Origin of the sequence: Porphyromonas asaccharolytica DSM 20707 (assembly GCF_000212375.1) — a bacterium.
Taxonomy (GTDB): domain Bacteria; phylum Bacteroidota; class Bacteroidia; order Bacteroidales; family Porphyromonadaceae; genus Porphyromonas; species Porphyromonas asaccharolytica.
Genome location: NC_015501.1, coordinates 805,721 through 824,940, shown reverse-complemented (window position 1 = coordinate 824,940; position 19,220 = coordinate 805,721). Strand labels below are relative to the sequence as shown.

General features: G+C 53.5%; 16 protein-coding genes. 15 read left to right on the top strand and 1 reads right to left on the bottom strand.

Annotated features, from left to right (window positions below; all coding sequences use genetic code 11):
* Window positions 1-154: 154 nt before the first annotated feature.
* A complete protein-coding gene (locus PORAS_RS03270) occupies window positions 155-1,927 on the bottom strand; it encodes an InlB B-repeat-containing protein (protein ID WP_013760171.1) in 1,773 nt (590 codons plus the stop codon).
* 525 nt (window positions 1,928-2,452) lie between these two features.
* Between PORAS_RS03270 and PORAS_RS03265 the strand changes: the two genes are divergently transcribed.
* The 15 genes from PORAS_RS03265 (at window position 2,453) to PORAS_RS03195 (ending at window position 19,209) form a co-directional block, all read left to right on the top strand.
* Window positions 2,453-3,769: a glycoside hydrolase family 3 protein gene (locus tag PORAS_RS03265; RefSeq protein ID WP_013760170.1), complete on the top strand. Its 1,317-nt coding sequence runs from the start codon at window positions 2,453-2,455 to the stop codon at window positions 3,767-3,769.
* A 40-nt stretch (window positions 3,770-3,809) separates the two neighbouring features.
* Entirely contained in the window at window positions 3,810-4,835 is a 1,026-nt protein-coding gene (locus PORAS_RS03260) for an aminotransferase class I/II-fold pyridoxal phosphate-dependent enzyme (RefSeq protein ID WP_013760169.1), read from the top strand.
* A gap of 128 nt (window positions 4,836-4,963) precedes the next feature.
* A complete protein-coding gene (locus tag PORAS_RS03255) occupies window positions 4,964-5,386 on the top strand; it encodes a SoxR reducing system RseC family protein (RefSeq protein ID WP_013760168.1) in 423 nt (140 codons plus the stop codon).
* 16 nt (window positions 5,387-5,402) lie between these two features.
* Complete coding sequence (locus PORAS_RS03250) at window positions 5,403-6,338, top strand: Fe-S cluster domain-containing protein (RefSeq protein ID WP_013760167.1); 936 nt, start codon at window positions 5,403-5,405, stop codon at window positions 6,336-6,338.
* Window positions 6,339-6,347: 9 nt separating this feature from the next.
* Complete coding sequence (rsxC, locus tag PORAS_RS03245) at window positions 6,348-7,700, top strand: electron transport complex subunit RsxC (protein WP_013760166.1); 1,353 nt, start codon at window positions 6,348-6,350, stop codon at window positions 7,698-7,700.
* Between the two features lie 52 nt (window positions 7,701-7,752).
* Complete coding sequence (locus PORAS_RS03240) at window positions 7,753-8,742, top strand: RnfABCDGE type electron transport complex subunit D (protein WP_004330708.1); 990 nt, start codon at window positions 7,753-7,755, stop codon at window positions 8,740-8,742.
* Complete coding sequence (locus PORAS_RS03235; protein ID WP_004330705.1) at window positions 8,739-9,887, top strand: FMN-binding protein; 1,149 nt, start codon at window positions 8,739-8,741, stop codon at window positions 9,885-9,887. The genes PORAS_RS03240 and PORAS_RS03235 overlap by 4 nt, the downstream gene beginning before the upstream one ends.
* 9 nt (window positions 9,888-9,896) lie before the next feature.
* Window positions 9,897-10,487, top strand: coding sequence for an RnfABCDGE type electron transport complex subunit E (locus PORAS_RS03230; protein ID WP_004330749.1), 591 nt, complete (start codon window positions 9,897-9,899; stop codon window positions 10,485-10,487).
* 65 nt (window positions 10,488-10,552) lie between these two features.
* Entirely contained in the window at window positions 10,553-11,134 is a 582-nt protein-coding gene (rsxA, locus tag PORAS_RS03225; protein ID WP_004330724.1) for an electron transport complex subunit RsxA, read from the top strand.
* Between the two features lie 350 nt (window positions 11,135-11,484).
* Window positions 11,485-12,432, top strand: coding sequence for a thioredoxin-disulfide reductase (trxB, locus tag PORAS_RS03220; protein ID WP_013760165.1), 948 nt, complete (start codon window positions 11,485-11,487; stop codon window positions 12,430-12,432).
* 54 nt (window positions 12,433-12,486) lie between these two features.
* Window positions 12,487-13,227, top strand: a complete 741-nt coding sequence (locus tag PORAS_RS03215) for an SIMPL domain-containing protein (RefSeq protein ID WP_004330706.1) — start codon at window positions 12,487-12,489, stop codon at window positions 13,225-13,227.
* A gap of 296 nt (window positions 13,228-13,523) precedes the next feature.
* On the top strand, window positions 13,524-16,493 hold the full coding sequence (locus tag PORAS_RS03210; protein WP_013760164.1) for a putative LPS assembly protein LptD: 2,970 nt from the start codon (window positions 13,524-13,526) through the stop codon (window positions 16,491-16,493).
* 35 nt (window positions 16,494-16,528) lie between these two features.
* Complete coding sequence (locus PORAS_RS03205; RefSeq protein WP_004330745.1) at window positions 16,529-17,248, top strand: rhomboid family intramembrane serine protease; 720 nt, start codon at window positions 16,529-16,531, stop codon at window positions 17,246-17,248.
* Window positions 17,220-18,023 (top strand): rhomboid family intramembrane serine protease, encoded by an 804-nt coding sequence (locus PORAS_RS03200; RefSeq protein ID WP_013760163.1) that lies wholly within the window; start codon window positions 17,220-17,222, stop codon window positions 18,021-18,023. The genes PORAS_RS03205 and PORAS_RS03200 overlap by 29 nt, the downstream gene beginning before the upstream one ends.
* 13 nt (window positions 18,024-18,036) lie before the next feature.
* Window positions 18,037-19,209 (top strand): endonuclease/exonuclease/phosphatase family protein, encoded by a 1,173-nt coding sequence (locus PORAS_RS03195; RefSeq protein ID WP_013760162.1) that lies wholly within the window; start codon window positions 18,037-18,039, stop codon window positions 19,207-19,209.
* Window positions 19,210-19,220 lie beyond the last annotated feature (11 nt).

The window sequence follows — 19,220 nt, the reverse complement described above, 5'->3', positions numbered from 1 at the left end:
TGCCGCAAAACTCACGAGTGACGATTTGTAAGGACGCCCTCCGACTAAAGGCCAGCCGTGCATCCCTATAAATCGTTGATCATCTCATCGGGGCACCCGACCTGTGGCTTTTAGGGAACCACAAACTTTGAGATACTACTAGGATGTGGAGATGTTACTTGACAACTTTCATAGCGATATCTCCTGCACGCACGATGTAGACGCCTTGTGGGATCGTGCTGATGTCTATGCTGTGACTCTTGGAGACCACGAGTGTGCGACCTGTGGTATCACAGATGCTAATCGGAGTACCATCTTCGAGTCCACTGATCATAAGTGATGATCCATGATCCATGAGACGTATAGAGATGCTGTCTCGTGTGATGGATTGCGTGCCGTTGTATATAGCGACTCCGACCTCGGTGTCTTTCTCTACGGTTAGGATAAAGAGAGCTTTATCTTTTGTCTCTGCTACCGCATTTCCATCTACAATCCAACTATCTACAAGCCACTTAGAGTCACCTTGTGTATAGACGAATACGATGTCGGTGCCGGCTGCAATGTCGGTACCACTCAGATAGGGCTCTCCATTTGCTTTTACAGTTATGTGGTCAGCCACTTCACTAGGGAAGGAGTAGGTAACCTTATAGGTGTCTACGGCACTCTTGCGAAAGAGGGCGCTGATAGTCGTTGGCTCTGAGACGATTATATTCTCTAGTAGCACTATTCCGAAGGCATTAGGCATTAGCGCATCGCCCTCATAGACTTTGTCACCGATGGTTACGGAGGCGGTCTCGTATCCGTCCTCGTCAGGGATTGCTTTGACCGTTATGCTACTTCCTTTATCCACTTGATCTCCACTAGAGAGGAGTTGCTCTCCCTGAAGCACTTCGAGGGCACCATGTTCGCAGGGCGCGATCGTGATGGGGACTTTTTCGACCTGTTGCTTCTTGTCAAAAAGCGCGGAGATGGTTGTAGACTCGGTCACCTCTAGTTGCATCGTAGCTATACCCTCTTCATTAATAGTTAGTCCGTGACCCTCGGTGTACTCTGTGCTGCCTACCTTGACGTAGGTTACGTCGTACTGATCCATAGGTATAGCCGTTATGGTGATCTGCTGCCCCTTTTCGATGGATAGGATTCCATTGACAGGTCTTAGGTTCGCACCATTTGAAGAAATGATCAGCATACCTGTTTCAAGGTCTGGGGTGATGACTGTTATGTCTACGTTGTTCGGCTTATACTCTTCGAAGAGGGCACTAATGACCATCGAGGCATTGACAGTCTTGAACTTGGTCACGACACCTGTCTCTGCGTCTGGGTGTAGTGCGTCCTTGCTATAGAAGTCGTCACCGATCCTTAGGAGAGATACTTTGTACCCTTCGTCTGGAGTTGCCTTGACGGTGATTACGGAGCCGTCTTTGACAGGCGAGCCTGACGCAATAGGTGTGATACCGTCGTAGTCAAAAAGCTCTATGTGACCATTCTCTGAGGGCTCTATCGTGAGGATTAGATCTCTTGGCGTATTAGGATCGCTCTCTTCAAAGTCAAGGGAGATGGTCGTGTCATAGGGCTTCATCGTCCAGTGCTTCAGGTAAGAACCGTAGAAGTCGTCTGCAGCTGTAATGGGTAGCTCTTCCGACTGTGGGGTGCCGTCTTCGATCCATGTGACATGGAAACTCTTAAGTTGGTACTTGCCACCTTTTACGGTAGCCATCAGGTTGAGAGAAGTCCCCGCAGGTACTAGATCTCCGCTCTGAATTAAGTTGTTGCTGGCATCAAAGACGTTGATCTCGATGTTGTTGTCAGCATAGTTCTTTTGGAAAGAAAGTGTATTGCCAGCTGCGGTAATGCTTAGTTCCAAATGAATTGCGTCAGCTTCATTGGCTGCCAAGAGGGTTGCTCCCCCCACCAGCAGTGCGGTGACCCAAAGCAGTAGTTGTCTCATAATCTCTTATATTAATGTTGTTTACAGGATCATTTTCGACTATGGCAAGTTTGATCGCGGATCTTGCGACGGGATCTCGGCACCAAGTTGTAGCAAATGTAGTCCTTTTTCAGAAAAATGTCAATAGCGTACGACTCTTTTGGTAAAGCGTGTTTAGTTTGTCTGAGATCAGTGTACTATAGACAACTTGTAACCTAATCCTTCGGGATTGCGCTCACGAAAAGAAGGATCCCCTACGAAGGAATTCGGAAATACCCACGTGGAGATCACCCATTTCCTGCGATGCCATGCCGATGTGGTCTGATCGTCATGCCGAGCGTCTTGACCTCCACCATCTCTTCGGGTGTCAGACGGGAGTGTCGTCTGGAGGGGAAGCTATTCGTTTGCACCGATTTCTCTATCTTTGCACAGAGAGCGCATTGGGAACGGGGTGTGTCCTTTGGGATAGGTCTCGGACTCTCGGATGTGTGGGCGTCGCACACTTTATTTTATACCCATTAGGTTAGCAGCAGTTATCGTGGCAGTATGAACTATCTCTTGCGATCGGATCGTTGGCTTGTCTCGCTCTATGCGAGGGTACGAGGATGGAGACCTTCGGGGCGTCTGGTCTCGTCGGTGTCTCTATTGCTGGTGCTACTCGTGGGGTGCGCTGGTGCCGATACGGCGGCACAGCAACTGCCGACCCATCTACTAGATATATATGATCAACGCACCGACAGCCTGCTACAAGAAGCGACGCGACAGCTCCAGAAGATGACGATCGAGGAGCAGATCGGGCAATTGATCATCCCGATCTGGGAGCCTCGCTACGACTCGGCTTCTCAAGCGCGCTATCTGCAGCTTATCGACAAGATTCGTCCAGGTGGCATCCTTTTTCGCAAGGGAGAGGCCTACGATCAGTATCGGCTCACCCGTCTCCTTCAGGAGCGCTCACGCATACCGCTGCTGATCACGGCCGATGCGGAGTGGGGACTGGCGATGCGTCTCCAGGGGACGATACGCTATCCGCGTATGAAGCTGCTGGCCGATCACTGCACGCCAGAGGAGATGTACACCCTCGGGCAGCACATGGCGCTGCAATGCCGTGTGATGGGCATCCAAGTGAGCTTTGCGCCAGTGCTGGATGTCAATAACAATCCGAAGAATCCGGTCATCGGCACCCGCAGCCTAGGCGCTACGCCCGACATTGTGATCTCGCATGGACTGGCCTTGGCGAGGGGCATGGAGGATGGCGGGGTACTATCGGTCGCTAAGCACTTCCCGGGGCATGGCAATACGGACAAGGATTCGCACAAGACGCTCCCCACCGTGTCGGGCAGTCTAGAGGAGCTCCAGCAGGTGGAGCTAGCACCCTTCCGCGCCTACATAGAGGCCGGTCTCGGGGGAATCATGGTGGCGCATCTCTCGGTGCCAGCTCTAGAGCCTGATGTAACCTGTCCCTCCTCGCTGAGTCACGCTGTCGTGACGGAGTTGCTGCGTGAGCAAATGGGCTTTAAGGGGCTCATCTTCACCGATGGACTGGAGATGCGGGGCGTACAACGTGCTGAGGGTTTGCCCATATCTGTGGCGGCTATCTTAGCAGGCAATGACTTGCTCCTCGGGCCACTAGACCCGCTACAGAGCTACAAGGAGCTACTCTCCGCTTATCATGCTGGGATCCTCTCAGAGGAGACGATCCGGGATCGCTGCCTGCGTATCCTCTGCTACAAGCTCTTACTTCATGCGGGAGAGATGCTAGAGCGTTCTATATATAATAAGGAGGAGCTATACGAGGCGCTGCACACGCCTGAACTGGTCTCTTTTGCCGAGCAACTACAGAACAAAGTATCTCATAAGAAATAACATACAGCGCACACTTAGCTATCTAAATAAGCCTAGTACGATGAAAAAGAACACTCCAAGCAGTACGACTACAACGTGTCCACCCTTACAATTTGACACCTCCACCTGGTTTGCCCCTGAGCTCACGAAGCTCTCAGAGCATCTCAACGATCGCATGGTCGAGATGATGCGCTTCTATCCAGAGAGCGACTACAAGACACTACGGACTATGATCTCCAAGCGCAATGCGCTACATATAGACAATATAGTGATCACGGCTGGCCGTACGGCAGCTTTCTACGCTATTGCAGAGGCTTTTGCAGGAAAGAAAGGAGTGATCCTCGTCCCCTCCTATCAGCACTACGAGCTGGCCACCAAGCGATACGGATGGCAGCTAACCTATCTGCCAGAAGATATTGAGACGCAGGAGATACAACTCGAGGGTCAGGAGTTTTGCTGGATCTGCTCGCCAAATAATCCTACGGGACGCTTGCGCTCTCGCGCTGAGCTGCTGGAGCTCATAGGGCGCTACCCATCGGTCTACTTTGTGATCGATCAGTCTTACGCAACCTTTACGACCCAGCCGACGCTTACACTGAGCGATGTAAAGGGACACCCTAACATTATTTTCGTCAGTTCGTTCACGCAGACGTATGGTCTGCCAGGACTACGCATCGGCTACGTAACAGCCGACAAGAAGATTATCAAGGAAATACAGAAAGTGGTCGACCCGTGGTCGGTCAGCACGATGGCCGTCGAGGTGGCTAAGTATATCCTGATTCACCCTGCACAGTTTACGCTCCCGATCCGCAAGTGGCAGCGCAATGCGCTCGAGCTAGAGACCAAACTTCGCCAGATAGATGGCCTCGAGGTGATGCCGAGCGATGCACCTTTCTTCTTAGTTCAGATACACTGTGCCACAGCCGCTGAGCTGATCAAATACCTGCTCGAGGAGCACAATATAGCGCTCTACGATGCGACCAATCTACGAGGGATCAAGGGCGAAATGGTGCGTATCACCTCTCGTGATGCGACAGACAATGCGAAGCTCTTAGAGGCTATCACAGCCTTCTGTGAGTCTAGGTAAGAGGCTCTGAGAGGGCTTTTCGGAGGAATGTGCGATAGCATTTTGTACCCGACTACCATACTTAGACTAATTATTTATTGCTACCTTTGCGATTGCGAAGGTTGCAGCAATGCGAATCCATAGAGTCGATGAAGTCTGAATGTATAGAACGAAATGCCACCGTAACTGCCATACAAGGCGGAGAAGTGCGTCTCACGGTGCTACGTCCATCTGCTTGTAGTAACTGCGAGGCTGCGGGGCATTGCCACGCCTCAGAGAGCCGTCTGGAGACGATCACGATCGATCGCTCACAGCTACCAGACGAGGTGGCTGTCGGTGATCAGGTCTCTCTAGAGATGCGTAGCTCGCTGGGTATGCGTGCCGTACTCCTCACGATGATCATCCCTACGATTCTAATCATTGCTATAACCGTCCTCCTAAGCTACCTAGAGGTAGGTACGCTGGCTCAGATATTGATCGCTCTGGGTGTAGCCGCCGCATATATGCTCCTGCTATGGCTCTTACGTGACCGGTTTGAGCGAACCTTTGCCTTTATCGTGCGAAAAAAGTAAGTTCATACACACTCCTATGACAATACTACCCACCATACTTGTCCTTGTAGTGATAGCACTCATAAGTGCCGTCCTACTCTTTATTACCTCCAAGAAATTTGAAGTAAAAGAAGATCCGCGCATCGGCGAGGTTGCTGAGGTCCTTCCTCAGGCCAACTGCGGTGGCTGTGGTCACCCTGGCTGTGCCGGCTTTGCCAAGGCTTGCTGCGAAGCCTCCTCTCTTGAGGGGCTCTGGTGCCCCGTGGGCGGAGAGCCCGTTATGACCAAAGTGGCAGCGATCCTCGGTCAAAGCGTTGCCAAGAGCGACCCACTCGTAGCGGTCGTGCGCTGTAATGGTACCTGCGAGGCACGTCCACGAGTCAATACTTATATAGGAGCTCGAAGCTGCAAGATCGAGTCGACTCTGTACAGTGGCGAGACGGGATGTAGCTACGGCTGTCTAGGCAATGGCGACTGTGTCGCTGTGTGCGACTTTGACGCGATCCACATGAACCCCGAGACGGGGCTCCCCGAGGTAGACGAAGATAAGTGTACCGCCTGTGGAGCGTGTGTCAAAGCTTGTCCGAAGATGATCATCGAGCTCCGCAAGAAGGGTCCCAAGGGACGCCGTCTCTACGTCAGCTGCGTTAATAAGGACAAGGGTGGCGTGGCACGTAAAGCCTGCGCCAACGCGTGTATCGGATGTAGCAAGTGCTTTAAGGTATGCCAGTTTGAGGCAATCACGATAGATAACAATCTCGCTTACATAGACCATCAGAAGTGTCGTCTATGTCGCAAGTGTGCGGCCGAGTGCCCGACGGGAGCTATCCATGAGATCAACTTCCCGCCACGCAAAGAACCTGCAGAAAAGCCAGCGCCAGCCGACAAGCCTGCTCCCGCCATGGCAACAGCCGCTGCCTCTGCAGCTCCTGCTGCTACCTCCTCAACAGCATCTGTACCTCAGAAAGATTAACACGAAGCTATGGCAAAGACATTTAGAATAGGGGGTATCCATCCCCATGACCATAAGATCAGCGCCGGGGTACCTATCACCGTTGTCGCTCCTCCAGACGAGGTGGTCATCACATTAGCACAGCATATTGGTGCGCCCGCCACCGCTGTCGTCAACAAAGGCGACAAGGTGCGCGTAGGTACGCTCCTAGGCAAGGCTGGCGGTTTTGTCTCCGCAAATATCCACTCCTCGGTCTCTGGCACCGTTACTAAGGTAGATCAGATCACTGACGCTAGCGGCTTTAAGAAGCCCGCCGTCTTTATCAAGGTCGATGGTGATGAGTGGGTGGACTACATTGACCAGACAGACACCCTTGTCACAGACATTGAGCTTGATGCCAAGCAGATCATCGACCGCATCGCTGAGATGGGCATCGTCGGTATGGGCGGTGCGACCTTCCCGACGCATGTTAAGCTGTCGCCGCCTCCTGGTCAGAGTGCCGACTACGTCATCATCAACGCCGTCGAGTGTGAGCCCTACCTCACGAGCGATGATGCGCTCATGCGTGTCAAGGCGATGGAGATCATGGTAGGCTGCGCGATCATCATGAAGGCTGCCAATGCTCCTCGCACGCTCATAGGCATTGAGAATAACAAACCCGACGCTATACGCATCATGCGTGACGCTGCGGAGCGTGCCAAAGAGTTCCTTCCCGAGGGACAAAGCATCGCCGTCGTACCGCTCAAGAAGCGCTACCCGCAAGGTGGCGAGAAGCAACTCATCGACGCCCTGATCCGCAAGCAGGTTGCCTCAGGTGCGCTACCTATCTCTACAGGTGCTATCGTGCAGAATGTCGGGACCACCTTCGCTATCTACGAGGCGGTCATGAAGCACAAGCCACTCATCGAGCGCATCATCACAGTCACCGGACGAGCTATCGCACGTCCGTCCAACTTCAAGGCACGCATCGGTACGCCTATGCAGACGCTTATCGACGCTGCGGGAGGTTATGCTGAGGAGCCTGGCAAGATCATCGGAGGTGGTCCTATGATGGGACGAGCACTTGTTAGCACCGACATACCCGTAGCCAAGGGTTCGTCAGGACTACTTATCCTCTCCGCCAAGGAGTCAACGCGCCCCGAGATGCACGACTGTATACGCTGCGGTAAGTGCGTATCGGTCTGTCCGATGGGCCTCAACCCCGCCTTCCTCATGCGTGACACGATCTACAAAGACTGGGAGAGTACCGAGCACAACTACATCGCCGACTGCATCGAGTGCGGCTCTTGTAGCTACACCTGCCCAGCAGGACGACCGCTCCTCGACTACATACGTGTCGGCAAGCAGACCGTCATGGGTATCATGCGAGCCCGCAAGAAGTAATACACACTGAGACAGATCACCGATCCTCATCATCGACTACGATATATAGCTTATGGCACAACAAGTCATCGTATCACCCTCACCGCATATCCATAGCGGTGACACCATTAGCAAGAATATGTATGGGGTGCTGATTGCTTTGATACCAGCATTCCTCGTCATGCTCTACCAGTTTAGGACAGACGCTCTACTTATCACCGCTATCTCGGTAGCCTCCTGTATGCTCACGGAGTGGGTCATCACCCGCTTCTTCCTGCATCGTCCCTGTCGGCTACTAGATGGGTCAGCGCTCCTGACAGGCGTCATCCTAGCCTTCAACCTTCCTGCCTCGCTCCCCTGGTGGCTCGTCCTCATGGGTGGTGTCGTCGCCATCGGCATTGGCAAGATGGCTTTTGGCGGACTGGGCAATAACATATTCAACCCCGCACTCGTCGGACGTGTCTTCCTCCTCATCTCCTATCCTGCGCAGATGACCACGTGGAAGCTGCCCGCCCGTCTTGCTGAGCAAGCTCCCGATGCGGTCTCTGCAGCGACGCCTCTAGGCATCCTCAAGTCAGGCGCTATCGATCAGCTACCCGACTCATTGCAGCTCCTCGTCGGCTTCAACTTCTCCTCCATGGGAGAGGTGAGTGCCATCGCTATCCTCCTCGGCTTAGCTTATCTACTCATCCGACGCATCATCACGTGGCATACGCCCGTGGCTATCATCGTCTCCGCCTTCGTACTGAGTGGCATCATGCACCTCTACGACCCAGCGATGTATGCTAGTCCCTTCTTCCACCTACTGACTGGTGGTCTGCTCTTTGGTGCGGTCTTTATGGCGACCGACTACGTCACCTCGCCTATCTCGCATCGTGCGCAGCTCATCTACGGCTGTATGATCGGACTACTCACCGTCATCATCCGCTTGTGGGGTTCTTACCCTGAGGGTATGTCCTTTGCCATCCTCATTATGAATGCGTTCACCCCACTACTCAACAACTACATCAAGCCACGGCACTTCGGTCATGTGGTCAAATCTAGAAAGGAGGCTAAAAGATGAAGAAGCTACCCTCTACACTCCCCAATATGATCCTCTCACTCGGGATCATCTGTCTGATCATCGCTGGCATCTTAGCCTTGGTCAATGTAGCGACCAGAGACACCATCGCACAGGCCGAGACGAAAGCTAAGGTCGAAGCGATCAAAGAGATCGTCCCAGCCTTTGACAATAATCCTTACGAAGAGCAAGACACTGTCGCACTCGAGAGCGAGCCTCGTCCACTCATCGTTTATCCCGCCATGCAGGGCGGTCAGCCCGTCGGCTATGCCATCGAGACCTATACCGATGCCGGCTTTGCTGGTCACATAGATATCATGGTAGGCTTTGATATGCAGAGCCAGATCGTCGGCTTCAAGGTGCTCAAGCACGAGGAGACGCCAGGACTAGGTGCTAAGATACAAGAGTGGTTCACCTCTCCCGCTCCGAATGCTGATCTCATCCGTGACGTGCGCGGATTAGATATGAGCCAAGCTTCGCCACTCAAGGTCTCTAAGGACGGCGGTAAGGTCGATGCCATCACCGCAGCGACCATCTCCAGTAGAGCCTTCATCGATGCCATCGAGCGAGCTTACCGAGTCTATCAGAGCGTTGTCGGCGAGGGCGGCCCCACGGCACAGCCCACCGAGAGCAACTGTTCGCTCCCCGAGCGAGAGGTCATCGACAGCCTCTTCAACACGCTGCTCCCCGCTTATCGCCTTGTGAACAAGGAGAAGACCGGCACCGCTGACGACGGCACTCCTTGGCTGATCCAGAGCTACGGCACCAACGATATGAGTGAGACCATAGGTCTACTCGTTGTCACCACCAGTGATGACGACTACGAGGGGCGTTGTCTCCCGATGCTCGTCTGCTTTGACAATAGCGGCGCACTCACAGCCTTTGCCATAGCTGATGTCAATGCCACGGGCAAGCTCATCTCCATCAGTGAAAATTACGGAGGCAACCAAGACCCCGCTACCACCAAGCCCTCGAAGAAGTCCCTTATCGGCAAGAAGGTCACACCCGCTAGCCTCAAGCTACGTGAAGATGGCGGATCTATAGACGCTGTCTCAGGCTCTACGGTTTCTTCGCGCGCTATCCTACAGGGCATCGCCCGTGCGCAGCGCATCTTTGTAGAGGCTTCTGCCAACGAATCAACTAAGTAATGCACCGCCATGAATAAGTATATCAAGACAATTACCAATGGTATCATTACGGAGAACCCCACCTTCGTGCTTCTCCTCGGTATGTGTCCTACCTTGGCGACCACCACGTCGGCCATCAACGGACTCAGCATGGGACTAGCCACCACCTTTGTGCTTATCTGCTCCAATGTGATGATCTCCCTTCTGAAGCGACTCATACCCGATGCGGTACGTATCCCCGCCTTTATCGTTGTGATCGCAGGCTTTGTGACCGTACTACAGATGATTATCAAGGCATACCTACCAGCACTCGATCAGAGTCTCGGCATCTTCATCCCGCTGATCGTGGTCAACTGTATTGTCCTCGGACGTGCCGAGTCCACCGCCTCTAAGAGTAGCGTCGGCATATCCTTCTTCGACGGTGTCGGTATCGGACTAGGCTTCACCATCGGACTAACGCTCCTAGGCATCGTACGCGAGATGCTCGGAGGCGGTTCATTCTTTGGTCTGAGCGCTTATCCCAACGACTTCTCCGCACTACTCTTCGTGCTGCCTCCAGGAGCCTTCATCGCTCTAGGACTACTCATCGGTATCTATCACGCTATCACTAAGAAGCAATAGATCAAGATCTATGAGATGCAAAGGCTAACCCGTAGCCACTGCTAACCACACAGACACTTACTACTATGAAATTTCTTATCATATTCATCGTTGCTGTCTTTGTCAACAACGTAGTCCTCTCCCAGTTCCTCGGCATATGCCCCTTCTTAGGAGTCTCTAAGAAAGTCTCTACCGCCACGGGCATGGGAGCAGCCGTCACCTTTGTCTTGCTTCTAGCGACGATGGTCACCTGGCTCGTACAGACCTATATACTGGTTCCTCTAGGACTCGAATTCCTACAAACCATCGCTTTCATCCTTGTCATCGCCACGCTCGTGCAGATGATTGAGATGATCATTAAGAAGATCTCCCCCGCGCTCTATCAGGCGCTCGGTGTCTTCCTCCCGCTGATCACGACGAACTGCTGTGTACTCGGTGTCGCCATCCTCGTTATCCAGAAGGAGTTCACCTACGCTGAGTCGCTTATGTACGCCGTTTCCATCGGTATCGGCTTCCTCCTCGCTATGGTCATCTTCGCCGGTATCCGCGAGCAGCTCGCCAAGACCGGCAGCACGCCTCGGGCTATGAAGGGTACTCCCATCGCCCTCATCACCGCAGGCATCCTAGCGATGGCCTTCATGGGCTTCTCAGGTCTAGCCAGTCTCTAATATCTAACTTCTAGTATCTAACTTCTAGTATCTAACCCGATAGCCACGTGGGAAATTGAAAAATTCCTACGTGGCTATTTTTTATTCTCCACGTAGGCGAGAATCATTTCCTCGGAAGTTTCATTTGATTCCTCCGAAGTTTCATTTCGTCTCTACGTGGAGAATATTTTATCTCCACGTGGAGAATCGAAAATATCCACCTGAAGACCATTCGCTGAGGTGGCGAAGTGTGATGACAAGCGTCCAGTGATGAAATATTGTTGCTGAGAGAGGAGTTACTTGGTAAGATTTGTATATCTTTGCGGTAGGTACATTTTCATCACCCATCATCTAACGAATCTATTATTGACATGTCACAAGACAAGACTATACGCTGCCTGATCATCGGATCAGGACCTGCTGGATATACAGCTGCTATTTACGCTTCACGGGCTAATCTCTCCCCCATACTCTATCAGGGACTACAACCTGGAGGACAGCTCACTACGACCACTGAAGTGGAGAATTTCCCCGGCTTCCCCGAGGGCATCACGGGTCCTCAGCTCCTCGAGCAGATGCGCCAGCAAGCAGAGCGTTTTGGCACAGACATACGCTCAGGCGAAGTCACACGCATAGACCTATCGGCGCGCCCCTTCAAGGTTGAGATCGACGGCTCTACAGAGCTGACAGCTCATTCCGTCATCATCGCCACGGGTGCTCGCGCTAAGTATCTCGGGCTAGATGACGAAAAGAAGTATGCCGGCATGGGTGTCTCGGCATGCGCTACGTGCGACGGCTTTTTCTATCGCAAGAAGCGTGTAGCCGTCGTAGGTGGTGGCGACACAGCTTGTGAGGAGGCGCTCTACCTAGCAGGCATTGCAGAGCATGTTTACCTGATCGTGCGCAAGGATCATCTGCGCGCCTCTAAGGTAATGCAGGAGAGACTCTTCGCACGGGAAAACATTGAAGTGCTCTTCGAGCACAATACGGTCGGACTCTTTGGCGACAACGGCGTGGAGGGTGCCCACCTTGTGTATAAGAAGGGGACACCCGAAGAGGCTAAGCGTGATATAGCAATCGACGGTTTCTTCCTAGCTATCGGACATAAGCCCAATACCGACTTCCTTGCAGGGCAGCTGGAGCTCGATGCGGCAGGCTATATCGTAACCCGAGAGGGTAGACCGCTCACCAGTGTCGATGGCGTTTTTGCTGCTGGCGACGTCGCTGATCCACGCTACCGACAGGCTATCACCTCTGCCGGTACTGGCTGCCGCGCTGCGCTCGAGGTAGAGAAGTATCTCCTTGAGAAGGGTCTGTAATGCTACACCAGCTAAGCTCATCGCTCTAACTAAAAATCATCTAACACAATCGATATGGATATGAATAAGCAGTGGACCTTTTGGGCAGCCTTGGTACTGGCTATCGCCTTTGTCCTAGGCATTTGGATCGCAGGCTCGACTTACCTATCGGTGCGCAAGCAGCGTATCGTCTCGGTTACGGGCAATGCAGAGCAAGACTTCGAGAGTGATCTGATCGTGTGGAGTGCTTCCTTCCGCGTGCAGCGTGCTACGCTGAGCGAGGCCTACACGGAGATAGAGCGTGAGCGCACGGTCGTACAGGATTACCTCCAGCGGTCTGGCTTGAAGCCTGACGGCTACTCCTTCGGGAGCCTAGATGTATCGCAAAACTACAGCAGTGGCTACGATACGCATGGCAACTATCAGCAGGTACCCAACGGTTATGTTCTCACGCAGAGCGTGACCATAACGAGTGGCGACCTAGATGGTGTCGAGGAGCTCTCCAAGAGTATCTCCTCGCTCATCTCGCAGGGGGTGGAGATAACGAGCCAAGCGCCCGCCTACTACTACACGAACCTCGACGACCTCAAGCATCAGATGCTACGTCAAGCCTCTGAGGATGCACTAGATCGTGCCGAGGAGATCGCCTCAGGAAGCCGTGGTAAGGTGGGCAAGCTACAGAATGCCTCGATGGGCGTCTTCCAGATCGTTGGCAAAAACGCTGGTGAAGACTACTCGTGGGGTGGCGCTTTCAACACCTCCTCACGCCAGAAGACGATCTCCGTAACTGTCCGCGCTACCTACGCGCTGCGCTAGGAGCATAGAGAGATAAAAGCATAACGGCATAGGCGCAGTTTGTTGGGGCGCTCGTTGTTGACAAAACAGAAATATCCCGTTGTAAGGGCACATAATTCGTGCACCCCTACAACGGGATATTCGCGTTTGCAATGACATTTAGACTACACGTCGCTAGACCTCAGCTCTTTGAGCATTCTTATGGTGAGACTTGAGCTGTCGAGCGGTATGGCTAGATATATCGTTGCACGTCACTATTTAGTACCTTTGCCAGCGGTTGATGCATCATCACAAGCCAGCTCGCGTTATTATTGCTCATGTCTAGCTCTGTCATAGTCCCTCGCTCGCTCTTGCGACTGCTCCTCCTACTCTGCGTGGGTGTGGCGGTCGTGTCGTGTGCGACGCAAGTGCGACGTACTGAGCCGCCTGCAGCTACACCGTCACAGACAGAGTCGCTAGACACGATCGTAGCAGACCTATCGGCAGATACGACCCGCCAGCAGGATACCCTACCCTCACCCCTAGCTAGAGACTCTGTGGCAACGACCGTCGACAGCCTCGCCATCAAGGCGGATACGACGCTGACGCCTACCGCTATAGATACGTTGGCTAGTGACGCTGAGACACCTGTCGCAGAGAGCGACTCGGTAGAGCTTTTTAGGCTAGAGGCGCCTGTGACCTTCTCGGCAGAGGATTCGCTCGTCATGACGGGCGATAATATGATGTACTTCTTCGGTCCGAGCGAAGTCAAGTACCAGACGATGAGCATCGAGGCGAACTACCTCAAGATCGTCTCCGATAGCTCTGAGGTCTATGCTCAGTATGTCTTGGATAGTCTAGGGCAGCCGACGGCTAAGCCGAAGTTTGCCGATGGGGATCAGAAGTTTGAGAGTACGACGATGAAGTACAACTTCAAGACGGGGCAAGGCTTCATCACGGACGTGACAACCCAACAGGGCGAAGGCTATCTGACAGCTACGCAGACGAAGCGTCTCAAAGACAATACGATGTACCTCAAGGATGGTCGCTACACTACTTGCGACCAGCACGAGCATCCGCACTTTTACATCAATCTGACTCGTGCCAAGGCTAAGCCTGAGGACAAGATCGTTACGGGGCCTGTCTACCTAGTCATGGCTGACGTGCCGCTCTACTTCATCGGATTACCGTTTGCCTTCTTCCCCTTCAATGAGAAGCAGACTTCGGGCATCATCATGCCGAGCTACGGTATCGACCAGACACGAGGGCTCTACCTGACGCATGGTGGCCTTTATCTCAATCTGAACGACTACTGGGATCTGACGCTCACGGGCGATGTCTATACAAACGGCTCCTGGGCGCTCAATGCTTCATCAAACTATCGCAAGCGCTATAAGTACAACGGTAGCGTGCAGGCGGGATACATATCGACGGTCCAGGGAGACAAGGATATCCCCTCGACCTACAGTCGATCGCAGGATATATCGCTTAGGTGGACTCACTCACAAGACCCCAAAGCAGATCCGCTACGCAACTTCTCGGCATCGGTCAACTTCTCGACCAGTAGCTACAATCACAACGCCACCCAGGCGGTCTACGACCATCAGCGGCGTGCCGAGAATACTAAGGGCTCTAGCATTAGCTACCGCCGGAGCTTTGTGAGCATACCACTCTCACTAACGGGAGCCTTCAACATTGATCAGCGCTCACGCGACTCGACCATCAGTGTGACCCTGCCGAACCTCTCGCTCTCGCTCTCGACGATCTACCCCTTCAAGCGAAAGAACCGCGTCGGCAAGGAGCGTTGGTACGAGAAGATCTCGCTCAGCTACAACGGCTCGCTACGTAACAGCATCACCACCAAGGAGAATCTGATCCTCAAGAGCAATCTGATCAAAGATTGGCGCAACGGTATGCAGCACTCGATACCTATCTCCGCCTCTTTCGATCTCTTTAACTATATCAAGATCTCTCCCTCGATCAACTATACTGCCTACTGGTACACCTCACGTGTAGAGAAGCAGTGGGACGAGGCGCAGCAGCGGATCGTCGATGCCGACACGACTTACGGCTTCTACCACCTGAACAACTTTAGTGCGTCACTCTCAATGAGTACGACGCTCTACGGCTTTTACCAACCATGGCGGAAGCTCTTTGGCGATCGTGTGCAGATGATCCGTCATCGTCTGACACCCTCCATATCGCTCTCGTATGCTCCAGACTTTGGCGATCCTTTCTGGGGCTATTATCGTGAGGTAGACTATGTCGATACGCTGGGGCAGGCTCACAATTTCGTCTATACTCCTTACGAGCGTGGCATCTTCGGATACCCAGGACGAGGCAAGACCGGGTCGATCAACTTCTCCTTTGACAATAACGTGGAGATGAAGTGGCGCCTGCCGAGTGACTCGACGTCCGATGAGGAGCAGTTTAAGAAGATCTCGCTCATCGATCAGTTTGGTCTTCGCTTCTCCTACAACATGGCTGCCGACTCCTTCCGCTGGAGTAACCTCAGCACCAACCTGGCGATAAGGCTCACGAAGACTTTCGTGCTGCGTCTCTCCGCCGCCTTCGATCCTTACGAATGGGACTACTACACCGACCCACAAGGCAACGTGAGACCCTACCGTGTGGACAAGCTGCGTCTACTCAATGGGCACGGTATCGGCGCCTTCCTAGGCACGGGGACGAGCTTTAACTACACCTTTACACCGCAAACCTTCGAGAAAATCGGTAACTGGATCGGTGGGATCTTTAATAAGAAAAAGAAGCCGTCCGCTACAGACGATGAGGCTGCTAAGTCGCCAGCGGATGACCCCACCGCAATGGGCGATAGACCAGGGGTCGACAGGATGGGATTCGATGGCTCTTCTGGTGGCAGTCCACGCAGTAGCTACAACCAAACGGATAGCTGGGACGACGATGGATACTTGAAGTTTGACGTGCCGTGGAGCTTCTCCTTCAACTATAGTATTAATGTAGCGCAGGATAGACAGAAGTTCAACACGCACCGACGGGAGTTTGAGTATAAGTTTACCCAAAACCTCTCCTTCCGCGGGCAGCTACAGCCTACGCCCAACTGGAACTTCTCCTTTGATGCCAACTACAACTTTGACCTAAAGAAGCTGACGGGTATGACGATCAATATCACGCGTGACCTGCACTGCTGGTCTCTCACGGCGAGTGTCATCCCCCTCGGAGCCTACAAGTCGTACAACGTCGTGATCGGTGTCAACGCCTCCCTGCTCCGTGATCTCAAGTGGGAGCAGCACAGCCTGCCCACCTATGGTGGCGGTGGCTGGTACTAACACTTTATACAACGCAACGATTAGAACATAACGCTATGCACTCATTCGATACAACACCTCGGATACAGATTCCTCCCGTGACGCTCAACCTGCTCATCATCAACCTGATCTTCTACATTGCTCAGCAGGTGGTGCCTCGTACAGGGATAGACCTGACGGGACTCCTAGGGCTGCACTACGTGACGGCTCAGGGCTTCCACATCTGGCAACCCGTGACCTATATGTTCCTTCACGGGAGCTTCACGCACCTCTTCTTCAATATGTTTGCGCTCTTTATGTTTGGCGTGACCATCGAGCGCACTTGGGGTGCTCAGCGCTTCCTGCTCTTCTACCTCGTCTGCGGACTGACCGCTGCGCTCTCGCAGGAGCTCGTCTGGGGCTTGACGACCGTCCGGGAGGTGGCCGGGTATGAGGTGATCGCCTTCCCCGACGGCACTCGTATGGCTACGGAGTTCTTTATCAATCAACTCCTCACGATAGGCGCTTCGGGAGCAGTCTTCGGACTCCTACTCGCCTTCGGCTGGCTCTACCCCAATGCTGCGATCTACCTCTTCTTCATCCCCATACCGATCAGAGCTAAGTACTTTGTCATCGGCTACGGAGTGATCGAGCTCTTCCTCGGCGTAGCAAATCTACAGAGTGACGTAGCTCACTTCGCCCATCTAGGGGGTATGCTAGGTGGTCTGCTCCTCATACTATTATGGCGTAAGCAAGGCAAGCTGTACAATGCGTTTGGCGAAGCGTATAGATCCTGACAAACAAATCCTATGGAGCATCACGCTCCTACTGGTAATGTTTTGGCTGGTGGACTTTATCGTTCGTCAGCTCCCTGCTCCGCTACCCACGCAGTGGACACGCGGGGTCGTGGATCAGCTCTACCTCTCCTGCTCGCCTGATGCTCTGTGGCACCGACCCTGGACCATCGTCACCTATACGCTCCTACACAATAGTGGTCTACACCTCCTGCTCAATCTACTGCTCCTATGGCTCTTTGGCGAGATGCTGCTACGCCTCAGCGGATGGCGACAGTTCGTCTGGAGCTATCTCGGGGGAGCAGTCGTAGGTGGAGGAGCCTTCGTCCTTTTTACCACGCTGCTACGTACTGGTGGGGTGCTTCTGCTGGGACTACCGCTCGTGGGAGCCTCTGCGTCGGTCATTGCCCTCGTAGGCTATATGGTGGGGGCTGCTCCTCGTGAGGAGATACCGCTACCCTTGATCGGCTCGCTCCGTGTGTGGCAGGTAGGGCTATTCGTCTTCCTCCTGCTACTCCTAGCCTATGGTGGGTACAACGTAGGCGGACTGATCGCCCACCTCGCCGGTGTCCTGTGGGGCTGTGGCCTAGGACTGTACCAGCGTCGGCGCCAGCGCACTACTCGCCAGCAGGCGATCCTACAAGATGCTCAGACGGCTCGCTATCGCCAGCTCCTAGAGAAGGTGCAGCAGTCTGGCTACCAGAGCCTATCCGATGAAGAACGGAAGCAGCTCATCGATCACAACAATCAGTGGCTTGACTCGTCAGACCACAACTAATCATGCAGTCTCTATGGATAGCACAACGCCCACGCCCGTAGCTCCTAGCCAGAAGCATACGCAGCAACCCGCGAAGAGACGTACCCTCTGGGGTATGATCCGCGGCTTCTGGCACACTTTCGTCTCCTTTGGCAATCTGCTGCTCTTGCTGCTCTTCGTAGGAGCGCTGCTCAGTCGCTATATCTCGCCGACGACGATGACGCTCTTTGCTTATCTAGGATTGTTCTTTCCCCTGCTCTTTGCACTGGTCGTACTGCAGGCGATCTATTGGTTTATCATCCGTGCCTGGAGTCGCGCCGTGATCAATACGGTGATGCTACTCATCTCCCTCCCGACGCTCCTACTATACGCCCCGATACGAGTGCTTCAGACGCCCCCGATCGATCGTGAGAACTGGATCAAAGTGGTGAGTCTCAATGCCAACGCCTTTCAATTTGCCGAGCTAGGAGCACACGATCAGCACCCAGCCACCGATTATCTCGCCGAGAGCGATGCCGACATCATCTGTCTGCAGGAGGCGTGGCTCAGTGACAACGACTCGAAGTATATGTCTGAGCGTAGTCTGCACCACACCATGCAAGCGTATCCCTACTACAGCTCCGCCTATGCCGTCAAGGATCACGGCAGCCGCCTCATCGTACTCTCCAAGTACCCTATCCTATCGACACGTCCCATAGATCTGCACTCCAAGTTCAACGGAGGAGCGGTCTTTACGATCCTCGTTGGGGAGAAGAAGCTCGTCCTCTACAACCTTCATCTAGAGTCTTTTGGCTTTACAAAAGAGGAGCAGAAGCTTTACTTTCAGCTGGCGCAGGAAGGCAACCCCAAGGGCTTCACCCAAGCTGTCGGAGGGCGCTTCTCCCCGCCCTTCGTACGTCGGGCTAAGCAGGTCGAGCAGATCTATCAAGATGTCAACTACCAGGAGTCGCCCTACGTGCTAATCTGTGGAGACTTCAACGACACACCGATCTCCTACACGCACCATCGGCTTTCGACAGGGCTGCACGATGCGATCGCCACGACAGGGCGAGGGACCAACTACAGCTACTACTTTAAGTCACTCATCGGTGTACGGATCGACCACATGCTCTACAGCGATCATATAGAGGCACGAGCAGCCTACGTAGACCGCACCGCAGAGATCTCAGATCACAAGCCGATCATCTGCTACTTCAAGCTGAAGTAGTAGAGCGATTG